Origin of the sequence: Bacillus sp. AR4-2 (assembly GCF_008274865.1) — a bacterium.
Lineage (GTDB): Bacteria > Bacillota > Bacilli > Bacillales > Bacillaceae_G > Bacillus_A > Bacillus_A cereus.
In genome coordinates, this window is sequence record NZ_CP031062.1 from 710,222 (window position 1) to 722,500 (window position 12,279).

The following is a 12,279-nucleotide window of genomic DNA, read 5'->3' on the forward strand; positions in this document are numbered from 1 at the left end:
TAGGTGGGGAAATTGTTAGAGCTTGAAGGTAACTTATTTGAAGTTATGAAAGAAATTAGGGATGAGTTAGGTTCACCTAATGATTTAACAATTAGAGAAGTTGCTCTTGCTGGGAGTTTTACACGTTGTGCGGTTGTGTTTTTATGTGGATTGACAGATAAGGATAATGTTTATAAATATGTCATTCGCACACTGCAATACGAAGAAATTATAAATGAGGAAGCTGTTGTTCAAACGTTATTGGATCGTTTTATTTCTATCGCAGAAGTGGGTGTAAAGACGAAGTTTCCAGATATTATGAATGCGATATTAGCGGGAGATACAGTTATATTAATTGATAATATTCAAACCGCTATCGTTATTAATAGTAGGGCCTGGGAGAAGCGAAGTTTAGAACCACCAGTGACAGAAGATTTAATACGCGGACCGAGAGTTGGATTAAATGAAGATATTAATGTGAATAAAATGTTAATCCGACGCAGTTTACGCGATCCAAAGTTGAGGTTCCAATCTTATATTATGGGGAAGCGATCGCAGAAAGAAGTAACCCTAGTATATATAGAGGATATTATTAATCCTCACATTGTAAAAGAGTTAGATCGCCGTCTTCAATCAATAGTGACAGATGTCGTTTTGGAAACAGGTACGATTGAACAATTAATTCAGGATAATAATTTATCCCCATTTCCACAGTTTTTGAATACAGAGAGGCCTGATAATATTATAGCCTCATTAGCGAAAGGGAAGGCGGCCATTTTAGTAGACGGATCCCCGTTTGCTCTTATTGCACCACTTGTGTTTGTTGATATTTTTCAATCTGTAGAAGATCATTACGAGCGCTGGGTGATTGGAACGTTATTAAGATTTTTACGTATGGGTTCAGGCATAATTGCGGTTTTGTTACCAGCTATGTATGTAGCACTTGTATCTTATCATCAAGGACTTATTCCTTCTAAACTGGCTTATTCAATTGCAGGTGCGAGGGAAGGTGTTCCGTTTCCTGCATATATTGAAACGTTAATGATGGCCTTGACTATGGAATTAATACGAGAAGCTGGAATCCGATTGCCGAAACCGATGGGACAAACGATAGGGATTGTAGGAGGTCTTGTAATTGGAGAAGCTGCGGTAAATGCAGGGATTGTAAATCCGTTTTTAGTTATTATTATTGCAGTTACTGCGATTGCTACGTTTTCGCTTCCTGTATATAGTATTACGATTACGTTCCGAATTTTACTTTTCGTCTTTGTATTAGCTGCAACGGCTTTTGGGTTGTATGGGATCATTCTAGCTCTGATCGCACTTGCTATTCATATTACAAATTTAACAAGTGTTGGTATACCGTATACAACTCCAATTGCTCCTGCATTTTATAAAGATTGGAAAGAAGAATTTATTCGCATGCCAAAATCGATGTTGAAAGATAGACCAGAGTACTTACAAACAAAAGATTCTACAATACGTCCAAAGGAGCGAAAATAAGTGAAACCATTTGAGTATGGCGATGAAGAGATTGGATCTCGTGAAATTGGGTTTGCGGTATCATCGACCATTATTGGTATAGGGGCATTGTCTATGCCAAGAGATATCGCTAATCAAACTTTATTTTCGGACGGTTGGATTATCTTGCTTTTGGGTGGATTGATCTGCGCAGTTTTAGGCTGGTTTGTGACGAGAGTGGCTATCTTATTTCCAAAACAAAATTTTGTTCAATATACGAGTGCGCATTTGACGAAGCCTGTTGCATACACAATTAGTAGTATTTTAGTATTAACGTTTGCTGCTTTGACAGCATATGAATCGCGAATGATTTCAGTTATTTCTCAAACGTATTTATTTAGTGATACACCAATACAACTACTGTCTTTCTTCTTCTTATTAGTTGTTATTTATGGAATAGCAGGATCAAGAGCAGCCTTATTAAGGTTAAATGTTTTATTCTTACCTATTGTTTTAATTGCGATAGTACTTCTTTCTTTATTGAATATAAATTTAATGGAAATAAATAATTTACTACCAGCTTTTCAAACGAAAGTAAGTCAATATGCTGTTGGAGTTAAAAATTCTATTTTTACGTTTATTGGATTTGAAGTAGCGTTATTTTATGCGGTTTTGCTGAATGATAAGACAGCGAAAAAAGCGCCAATGGCAGTCGCGAAAGCGGTGATGGTAAACGTGCTGTCATACATTTTAATTTATGTAACTTGTATTAGTGTTTTTACTTATATGACAACACGTGGATTGACATATCCAACAATTGAATTAGGGAAAGAAATTGAAATTGGTGGAGGATTTTTAGAAAGGTTTGATGCGATTTTTTTTACGACTTGGATTATTACTATTTATAACACTACAGCAATGTATTATGACGTCGCATCTTTATTGTTTTGTGCTATGTTTCCGAAAGTGAAGAAACAAATTTTTATTTTCGTAAGTGCCCCTATTATTTTTATGGTGAATATGATACCTAGTAGTTTGAATACTTTATCAAGTTATGGGACTTATTTAGCTTGGATAGATATGGGGTTTGTTTTGTTAGCTCCTTTGCTCGTTTTGATTGTATATAAAATAAAAAGAAGGAATGGTGGAAATGAAACACCTTCTTAAAATTATAATGGTTATGGCTTTAACTGGATTTATGAGTGGGTGTTCTGAGTTAGAAGAGATAGAAGAAAGAGGATTTGTAGTAGGAGCGGCTTACGATATTGTGAAGGAGAAGAAAGCGAATCCAATTATGAAAGGGACCTATCAGATGGTACTCCCCAGTAAATTGTCTCAACAGGGTGGACAAGGGGGTGGGGATAGCGAAAATTATATTAATGTTAGTGCAAAAGCAGATAGTGTATTTGAACAAATAAGAATAATCGCCAAAAAAATTAGTCGTACATTATTTTTCCCTCATATACAGGTGATTATTTTCTCTGAAGAATTACTTTCACATCCATACATTTTACAAAATACGTTAGATGTATATATTCGCGATCATGAGATGAGAAGAAATATTCGTTTGTTCGTTTCTAATAAAAATGCCGAAGCTATTTTAAAACAAAGTGCCAAGCCTGAAAATTTACCGGCGCAGTATATTGATATGTTAGCTGAACACCCTCCGAAAAATGCCCAAATGATTGAGGCTGCAAGAATTGGTGAGGTGCAGGAAAAGATGATCTCTAACCGAAGTTTTGTATTACCTATTCTGGAACTAACAAAACAAGGAGTACAAATGAACGGTGCAGCATTGTTTCGTGGAAAGGATAATAAGTGTGTAGGCAATTTGAGTGGGGAAGAAACAGTAGGGATGAATTATATAATAGGTAAAAAAATTGGAGGTTTTTTTACCATCCGTAAAAAGAATCAACTTATTACATATGAAATTCATAAGTTACGTCGAAAAATTAAAGTATCCACAACGAATGCTACAAAACCGAAATTTAATATTCATTTATTTCTGGAAGGTACAATAGCTGAGTTGCACTTTAGTGATCATAAAAAGGTTTTGAATGAAAAGCGTTTAGAGAAGGATATATCGGAAGAAATGGAGGAGCGTATTCAAAAATCGATTAAGCTTGTTCAAAAAAAATATAAGGTAGATGTATTAGAGTTAGGGGAAGTGTATAAGCGACATAATTATAAAGAATGGACAAAAATAAGTAAGAATTGGGATCAAGGCGAAAATTACTTTAGTAATGCTGAAATTACTGTTCATGTTCATCCAACAATTGAACATTCAGGTTCAGCTTTACCGAAAAGAGTGAAATAAGGTGATGAAAGTTGTTTACTGGATTAGGAATTAGTTGCACAATATTAATGGCGGTGCTTCCCGGAGCTATATATTTCATTCATAAAAAACTCACAACGTATGGAGCACAGCCGTGGAATACTGATGTACAAAAAAAGAAACCTGAATGATTTTCAGGTTTCTTTCGGGCAAAGCATATGTGAAGGGGGATGCCTTCTATGTATGCTTTGTTTTATACAAGCCCTAACCAATGTACCAATTGTGTAGAGAGGAATGTAACAACAATGGCAATAACGGTAGGGATTGCAAACGATAAGAATGTCCATTTTGCACTTTTTGTTTCTTTGTATATGTTAACTAGTGTTGTTCCGCACGGGAAATGAAGAAGTGAGAACAACATTGTGTTTAACGCTGTTAACCAAGTCCAACCATTTTCTAGGAATAGATTTTTAATTTGATTAAAATCATCTATTTCAGTTAAAGCCCCAGTTGATAAGTAAGACATTAATAAAATTGGGATTACAATTTCATTAGCAGGTAGTCCAAGAATGAATGCAGCTAGAATAAACCCGTCAAGTCCTAACATTTTAGCAAATGGATCTAGGAAATTTACAAAATACATAAGTAAGCTTGTGTCACCGATAAAAATGTTAGCAAGTAACCAAGTTAATGCAGCTGCAGGGGCAGCAACAACTATAGCTCGTTTTAAAACGTAGATTGATTTATCGAGTGTTGCGCGAACAATTGTATTCCAAACTTTTGGCTTGCGGTACGGAGGTAACTCAAGTGTGTAGTGAGTTGGAACCCCTTTTAAGGCTGTTTTTGATAGTACCCAAGAAACAGTTAATGTCATAATAACACCAATTACAACCATTCCAACTACAACGCCAGCAGTAATCAATGTTTGCATACTGCCTGTATAACCAGCAGCCATAAATAGTGAAGCCATTAAAATTAACATAGGCCAGCGACCGTTACAAGGAACGAAGTTATTCGTTAAAATTGCTAGCATACGTTCACGTGGTGATTCAATGATACGTGTTGACATAATGGCTGCTGCATTACAACCAAATCCCATTGCCATTGTTAAAGATTGTTTCCCGTGTGCGCCGGATCGTTTGAATAAGCGGTCCATATTAAACGCGACACGTGGTAAGTATCCGTAGTTTTCTAATAGCGCGAACATAGGGAAAAAGATTGCCATAGGTGGTAACATAACGCTAATAACAGCACCGATACCACGGAACAAACCAAGTATTAAAATGCCATGTAACCATTCAGGTGCATGCGCAGCTTGGAACCAAGATGTTAAATATCCTTCGGCCCATCCGAAGAATTCGGCAATCATATCAGATGGTACGTTAGCGCCTGCAATTGTAAGATAAAAAATAATAGATAAAATACCGAGCATAATTGGGAATCCCCAGATTGGAGATGTGAAAATTTTATCTAGTTTTTCGGAACGATATAATTTATCAGTATTTGTATATTGGACGGATTCTTTACATATGCTTGCAGATGTTCGGTAAATATCTCCGACTATATCATCTCGTATATCTTCTTTTGAAAGTGTTTGTGCATGTTGAATAATATAGTCTAATGGAAGAGCTTTACTGGCTGAGTGAGATTCCATTAATTACGACCTCCCTTACAAGTGGTTCATTATGGTGTTTTTGAAGTGTAGTTAAGAAATTTTTATCTCCATCTAATATACGTAACGCAATCCAACGTGCTGGATACGTATCACCGAACACTTTATAAATTTGTGGTTCTAATTCCTGAATCATATTTTCGATTTTTTCGCTGTAAGTAATTTTAATTGGTGCTGGAATTAGTTTTTTATTTGCTACTTTTGCAATAACATTTAGCAAATGACCAATACCTACTCGGTTACGTGCTGAAATTTTAACGACAGGCACACCAAGTGATTTTGCTAATTTCTTTTCATCAATAAGGATGCCTTTTTTCTGGGCTTCATCAATTAAGTTAATGCAAATGACTACATTATTTGTCATCTCCATCACCTGGAGTGCTAAATTTAAATTTCTTTCCATAGCAGTTGCGTCTATAACAACTACAGTTACTTCTGGTTTTTCAAATATAATATAATCCCTCGCTACTTCTTCGTCTGCGGAATTTGAGTATAGTGAGTAAGTTCCCGGTAAATCTATTAATGTATAATTACTTCCGTTATGTTCATATTCTCCTTCAGCTTTTAAAACAGTTTTTCCCGTCCAGTTTCCAGTATGTTGTTTTAAGCCTGTTAAAGTATTAAATAATGTACTTTTCCCTGTATTCGGGTTACCAGCTAAAGCGATACGATGTTTGCTCATCTGAAATCATCTCCTATTAATACCCCGAAAATAAGGGAGCTTTCTTCTTTGCGCAGTGCAATAGTTGTGTTGCTCACTTGATAAGCGACCGGATCTCCAAGTGGACTGCGTTGCAATACTTTAATCGTCGCCCCCGGGATAAATCCCAAATCTAATAAGCGTCGTTTCATAGTTCCTTCTAATTGTATCTTCTCAATTTGTACAAACTCTCCTATTTTAAATTCGGAAAGTGGTTTTATATTAGCCGATACCATAAAAGTTACCTCATCTCTATATTTTTAGTTTGAGTTTAAAAAGTTTCCTAAGGTAAACTTTTTGTTAGTAATATAGTAGACTACATTGGATTATGTTGTCAATTAGTACTTTAAAAATATTCATTTATTTTTAGAATTGTTCCAATTTATTTAGTTGTACTAAAAAATATTACTGAAATTATTTTTAATGTGCATAAATTAGGTGTGTAAAAATTACAAAATACAGCGGAATTGTAAATGTAACTTTAACGAAAAGGGAAAAAGAGAGAAAAACATTTACATTGAATTTACATTGTTAAGAATATATTTACATTGCAGCGTAGTTAGTGTGGTTTTTGTTGGGTTATTTAACTATAAATGTTGGGATTTCTAGCTTTTAAAGATTATTATCGTCATTTACTTAAAATTAAAAATTGCTTAACACTCACATAATATTGTTGTCCTACAATGAATTTGTGTTCGAAAGAAAATGAATTCGAAAAGTGATAATCCAAATGGGGGTACAAGACATGGTTATGAAAAAAGGTATTAAATTTTCTTTAGCAGCTTTAGTGGTAGCAGGAGCATTAGTTGGTTGTGGGAAAGCAGAAGATACAACTAGTAAAGACACTGCTAAAGGAAGCGATAATACAAAACAAGAATTATCAGGTACGATTGCAGCGGCTGGTTCTACAGCTCTTCTACCTCTTGCGGAGGAAGCTGGAAAGAAATTCATGGAGAAAAATTCAAAAGTTTCTATTCAAGTTCAAGGTGGCGGTAGTGGAACTGGGATTAACCAAGTAGCATCTGGTGCAGTACAAATTGGTAATTCAGATGTTCCATCCGGAGATAAAATAAAAGATGCTGAAAAGGCGAAAGAATTAGTAGATAACAAGGTAGCGGGTATTGCATTCGCTCTTGTCGTAAATAAAGATGTAAAAGTTGATAACTTAACAATGCAACAAGTACAAGATATCTTCACTGGAAAAGTAACAAATTGGAAAGAAGTTGGCGGAAAAGATGAAAAAATCAATGTGATTAATCGTCCAGCTTCATCTGGTACACGTGCTACATTTGAAAAAACGATTATGAAAGACGCGAAAATTAATGATGGAACTGGTACAACACAAGATTCTAACGGTGCAGTAGAGCAAGCGATTAACTCTACTCCTGGTTCGGTGAGCTATTTAGCAATGTCTTACATGGTGGGCGAGAAAAAAGGCGCACTACAAACAGTGAAAATTGATGGTGCTGAACCGAAAGTTGAAAACATCGCGTCTGGTAAATATCCATTCTGGTCTTACGAATATATGGTAACAAAAGGTGAAGCGAAGGAAGCGACGAAAGCTTACATCGATTATGTAAAAGGTAAAGATTTTGAAAAGCAAGTAGAAGATATGGGCTACATTCCAATGTCTAAATTAAATAAGTAATAAAATTTTATGGGGCTGGCTGCAAGGCCAGTCCTGTTCATTTCAATCTGTGAAGTGGGGTCTGTCCTGTGATGAAGGGGAAAAAACAAATTAATTACGTGAAAAGTGAATATATAGGAAGATCACTTGTTACGTTTTGTGGTATTTTTATAGTTTTAATTACATTAGCTATTATTGCGTTTATTTGTGGGAAAGGTATTCAATCTTTTACACAAAGTGGTATCTCATTTACTGAGATGTTAACATCGACAAAATGGAATCCAAATGCTGATCAAGGATCCTTCGGGGCTTTAATTTTCATTGTAGGTTCAACGGTGGTTTCGTTAGGTGCGGTTATTATTAGTGCACCAATTGCTATAGCTCTTGCTATATTCATGAATTTAATTTCGCCAAAGTTTGGAAATAAAGTATTGAAGCCTGTTCTAGAATTGTTAGTTGGTATTCCTTCGGTTGTATACGGATTATTAGGGGTTACGATTTTAGTACCGCTATTACGTGATTCGTTTGGGGGAGTAGGCTTTAGTTTAATTGCAGGTATTGTTGTATTAAGTATTATGATTTTACCTACTATTGCTAGTATCGCTTCTGATGCAATACGTTCTGTTCCATTTGATTATTTAGAAGCTTCTTATGGTCTAGGATCAACGAAATGGCAAGCGATTAGCCGAGTGATTGTTCCTGCTGCGAAAAAAGGGATTTTAACAGGTGTTGTTTTAGGCTTAGCGCGTGCTTTCGGTGAAGCGTTAGCGGTTCAAATGGTAATCGGGAATACGATTAAATTACCAGAAGGAATATATAGTCCGACAGCGACGTTAACTGGTATTTTAACAATGGACATGACGAATACATTGAACGGAACTGCTTGGAACAATGCGCTATGGACTTTAGCGATGATTTTACTTGTTATTTCATTCCTGTTTATTTTAGTAATTCGAGCGATTGGGCAAAGAGGTGAGCGATAATAATGAATGCAAGAACGGTAAATAAAGTTTGGACAGGTATCTTTTATGCGGTTGCGGCTTTAGTTGTAGCTTTGCTAGTGTTCTTAGTATTTGAGATTTTACAAAAGGGATGGGGATTTTGGGATCCTAATTTCTTGTTTGGAGAACCAAGCAATACAAGAGCTGGTGGTGGGATTGGTCCGCAGTTATTCAATTCATTCTACATGCTTGTTATAACGCTTATTATATCTATTCCTCTTGGATTAGGTGCTGGAATATATTTAGCAGAGTACGCAAAACAAGGACGTTTTTTAAATTTTGTTCGTCTATGTATAGAGACGATGGCGTCTTTACCTTCTATTGTTGTTGGTTTATTTGGTTTGTTAGTGTTCGTTACAATGACAGGTTGGGGATACACAGTAATGGGTGGTGCTCTTGCTTTAACTATTTTAAATTTACCAGGTTTAACGCGTGTTTGTGAAAATGCGATTTCAGAAGTTCCTCAGAATGTAAAAGAGGCAAGTCTTGGATTAGGTGCAACGAAGTGGCAAACAATCGCTCGTATTATTATCCCATCGTCATTACCACAAATTATTACAGGGATTATTTTAGCGGCGGGTCGTATATTTGGGGAAGCGGCAGCATTAATTTACACAGCGGGTTTAACATCCCCGATTTTAAATTCAGCAGCGGATTTCTCAAGTCCTGCGCATCCTTTAAATCCGTTTAGACCAGCTGAAACATTAGCGGTTCACATTTGGAAATTAAATTCTGAAGGAGTTATTCCAGATGCGAAGTTGATTGCGACAAAATCTGCAGCTGTATTAATTATTATGGTATTACTATTCAATGTTATTTCACGCTTGATAGCATCTATATTACACAAGCGCTTTACAGGAACGAAAAGAAAAAGTAAAACAACGAAAAAGGTAAAAGCGGCATAAATTATAAAGAAGAACTCTCTATTTATAAGTAGGGGGTTCTTTTGTATTTTAATATAGAAGGAATGGATGTAATGATTGTTGAATTTTTGATTAATTATAAAGAAGAACAGATATAATTTAGAGAGGAGTTTTAATTTGTTTTTTCTGCAAATGTCAGGTTTTCCTGGGTCAGGAAAATCGACAGTTTCTAAGTATATAGCGAAATTAACAGGTGCTGTAATTATAGATCATGATGTTTTGAAATCCGCGTTGTTAAAATCATTAAAAGTAAAAGGAATTGAATCAACGATTGTTGGTGGGCTTGCGTATGATGCCGAATGGGTATTGATTGATTCTTATTTAGAACAAGGGCATAGTGTTATATTGGATAGTCCGTGTTTATATGAGGGAATGGTTGAAAAAGGGGTTGAACTATCAAATAAACATGGTGTGAAATATAAATATATTGAGTGTTATCTTAATGATATGGAAGAGATTAATAGGAGACTGCAAACACGTAAGCGTATGATCAGTCAAATTGAAAAGGTGGAGTCGGAAGTAGGTTTTAAAAAGTGGTTAAATGGTAGTAAAAGACCTTCAAATAATGAATACCTTATTGTGGATTCTAGTAAACCTATAGAGCGATATGTGGAAAAAATGATGGATTATATGACTAAATAGAGAGAAGGCGTTATCTTCATTTGTGAAGATAACGCCTTTTGTTTTTAAATATCAGGTGTTTCTGTAGAAGTGCTTATTTTCCTACGAGAGCGTCTTTTTCTCCCGATTTTATCTAATAGTTCATACATAACTGGAACGACTACTAATGTAAGAGCAGTTGAGACTGCCAAACCGCCGATGACAACGACGGCTAAACTTTTTGATACCATACTTCCTGCTTGGGATTGGCCAAATAGGAGTGGGAGCATAGCAACGATTGTTGTAATAGCTGTCATAATAATTGGGCGTAGTCTAGTAGAACCTGCTTCAAGTAAGGCTTCTCTAGTTTCCATTCCATGTTCCCGATTTTGTTGGACTCTTTCTATTAATACAATAGCGTTTGTAACAACAATCCCGATTAACATTAATGCGCCGATCAAGGAATTTACATCAACAGGTGTTCGTGAAATGATTAATCCTAAAATACCACCGACAGCAGCTAATGGTAAGGAGAATAGGATTGCAAAAGGAGCACGTGCTTGCCCGAAGGTGATAACCATAATTAAATATACAATCCCGATTGCAATCCCCATAATTTTGAATAAATCTGTAAAATTCTCTTGCATAGATTCAGTAGCTCCTGCGATATTTACTTTTGCACCACCAGGTAAATCTAAGTCAGTCATCGCTTTATTTACTGCTGTGTTTACTTTACTCAAATCTTCATTTGAAGCTTCGGCTGTAATTTGGATTGTTTCTTTTCCGTCTTTATGGAAAATTTCTGTTTGTGTTTGTTTTTCTGAAATAGTTGCGATGTCTTTTAAAGGTATTGGTCCATTAATAGGTGATAGTATGTTTGTATTTAAAATATCTTCTTGTTTATTAATGTTTTCTTTTTTGTGTTCTATCATAATAGTAGCTTTTTCATTATTAATTGTAATTTCGCCAATAGGTGATTTCTTCATAAGGAATGCTACTTGTTGCGCAGCTATTTCTGGTGTTAAACCTAGTTGTTCAGCCTTTGTTTGATCAATATGAATTTGCCATTCTTTCTTAGAGTCTTCTAAATTTGTTTTTACTTTAGAAAGATCATTCATGCTTTTTAGTTTTGTTTCAACGATAGTAGCCGCCTCTTTTAAATCCGCTTCGTTAGTAGCTGTTACGTTAAATTGTAAGTTATTACCGCCGCCAGAGCTTGAATAACTTGTTTTTATATAATCAAGTTCAGCAGGCTCAAAAGTTTTATGTTCCTTTTTTAACTCTTTAATATATTGATCAATATCAGAACCTTTTTTAAAGACTACGAATATACTAGCGAGGTTATTTTTAGTTGTTTGCCCCCATTGTGCATCTTCTGCGCTAGATCCCATTCGTAAAATAACGTCTGTTATATCTGAATTAGAAAGTAATTTCTTTTCAAAATCAAATGCTTTTTGTTTTTGAGATTCAGCATTATAATCGGCTGGAAATGTCATGTTAATAGATAACATTGTGTCGTCTTCAGATTTTATGTTTGCTTTCGGTAGTAATATATAAGCTGCAATTGATCCTACAAATAATAAAAATGCAGTAAGTAGAATAATGAATTTATGAGAAAGAGCCCACTTTAATGTAGCGACATATCGTGATGAAGAACTTGGCTTTCGATGCTTTGTTTTTTTGAGTAGTAAAAAAGCCATAAGTGGAACAACTGTTAGTGCAACGATTAAGGATGATAATATAGAATATACAACTGCTAATACCATAGGTAACATTAATTTTCCGATTGCTCCTGATACGAGGCCGATAGGTAAAAAAACAGCGACCGTTGTTAAAGTAGAAGAAGTAATTGCGACTGCGACTTCTTTCGTTGCATCGAGAATGATATCTTTAGAGAAAGAATCTTTTTGTAAACGGCGGAAAATATTCTCGATGACAACGATACTATCATCGACGAGACGTCCAACCGCAACAGCTAAACCACCGAGGGTTAAAATGTTAAGCGTAATGTTAGATTGATGTAGTAAAAAGAGTGTTAATA

Annotated in this window: 11 protein-coding genes (1 of these 11 running past the window's edge); 7 read left to right on the forward strand and 4 right to left on the reverse strand. The window is 35.4% G+C overall.

From position 1 onward, the window contains the following. Positions 1 to 3: 3 nt before the first annotated feature. The 3 genes from gerLA to gerLC are packed head-to-tail and all read left to right on the forward strand — an operon-like array spanning position 4 to position 3,757. Complete coding sequence (gene gerLA, locus DN399_RS03625) at positions 4 to 1,482, forward strand: spore germination protein GerLA (protein WP_002023287.1); 1,479 nt, start codon at positions 4 to 6, stop codon at positions 1,480 to 1,482. After that, positions 1,483 to 2,607 carry a spore germination protein GerLB gene (gerLB, locus tag DN399_RS03630; RefSeq protein WP_000802009.1) on the forward strand — a complete coding sequence of 375 codons (1,125 nt, stop codon included), beginning with the start codon at positions 1,483 to 1,485 and terminating at the stop codon, positions 2,605 to 2,607. Continuing rightward, on the forward strand, positions 2,591 to 3,757 hold the full coding sequence (gene gerLC, locus DN399_RS03635) for a spore germination protein GerLC (protein ID WP_049107274.1): 1,167 nt from the start codon (positions 2,591 to 2,593) through the stop codon (positions 3,755 to 3,757). Before gerLB ends, gerLC begins: the two co-directional genes overlap by 17 nt. A 211-nt stretch (positions 3,758 to 3,968) precedes the next feature. Here gerLC and DN399_RS03640 read toward each other — a convergent pair whose 3' ends face one another. Genes DN399_RS03640 through DN399_RS03650 form a run of 3 tightly spaced genes read right to left on the reverse strand, consistent with a single transcriptional unit; the run spans position 3,969 to position 6,323 of the window. Continuing rightward, a complete protein-coding gene (locus DN399_RS03640) occupies positions 3,969 to 5,369 on the reverse strand; it encodes a nucleoside recognition domain-containing protein (RefSeq protein WP_049107273.1) in 1,401 nt (466 codons plus the stop codon). After that, complete coding sequence (locus DN399_RS03645) at positions 5,347 to 6,069, reverse strand: FeoB small GTPase domain-containing protein (protein WP_000033871.1); 723 nt, start codon at positions 6,067 to 6,069, stop codon at positions 5,347 to 5,349. The genes DN399_RS03640 and DN399_RS03645 overlap by 23 nt, the downstream gene beginning before the upstream one ends. Further along, the gene (locus tag DN399_RS03650) at positions 6,066 to 6,323 is read right to left on the reverse strand and encodes a FeoA family protein (RefSeq protein WP_000252982.1); all 258 of its coding nucleotides are present in this window, start codon (positions 6,321 to 6,323) and stop codon (positions 6,066 to 6,068) included. Before DN399_RS03650 ends, DN399_RS03645 begins: the two co-directional genes overlap by 4 nt. 509 nt (positions 6,324 to 6,832) lie before the next feature. Between DN399_RS03650 and DN399_RS03655 the strand changes: the two genes are divergently transcribed. The 4 genes from DN399_RS03655 (at position 6,833) to DN399_RS03670 (ending at position 10,280) form a co-directional block, all read left to right on the forward strand. Then, positions 6,833 to 7,735: a phosphate ABC transporter substrate-binding protein PstS family protein gene (locus DN399_RS03655; protein ID WP_000245108.1), complete on the forward strand. Its 903-nt coding sequence runs from the start codon at positions 6,833 to 6,835 to the stop codon at positions 7,733 to 7,735. Positions 7,736 to 7,806: 71 nt separating this feature from the next. After that, a complete protein-coding gene (gene pstC / locus DN399_RS03660; protein ID WP_000676676.1) occupies positions 7,807 to 8,697 on the forward strand; it encodes a phosphate ABC transporter permease subunit PstC in 891 nt (296 codons plus the stop codon). A gap of 2 nt (positions 8,698 to 8,699) precedes the next feature. Beyond that, on the forward strand, positions 8,700 to 9,620 hold the full coding sequence (pstA, locus tag DN399_RS03665; protein ID WP_000994141.1) for a phosphate ABC transporter permease PstA: 921 nt from the start codon (positions 8,700 to 8,702) through the stop codon (positions 9,618 to 9,620). A gap of 135 nt (positions 9,621 to 9,755) precedes the next feature. Then, a complete protein-coding gene (locus tag DN399_RS03670) occupies positions 9,756 to 10,280 on the forward strand; it encodes a P-loop nucleotide/nucleoside kinase family protein (RefSeq protein WP_016121915.1) in 525 nt (174 codons plus the stop codon). Positions 10,281 to 10,324: 44 nt separating this feature from the next. On the opposite strand, the gene DN399_RS03675 is transcribed toward DN399_RS03670, so the two are convergent. Further along, positions 10,325 to 12,279 carry the 3' portion of an efflux RND transporter permease subunit gene (locus DN399_RS03675; RefSeq protein WP_016121916.1) on the reverse strand. 1,090 nt of this gene lie beyond the right edge of the window, so 1,955 of the gene's 3,045 nt are visible here — the last part of the coding sequence; its start codon lies off the right edge, out of view; its stop codon occupies positions 10,325 to 10,327.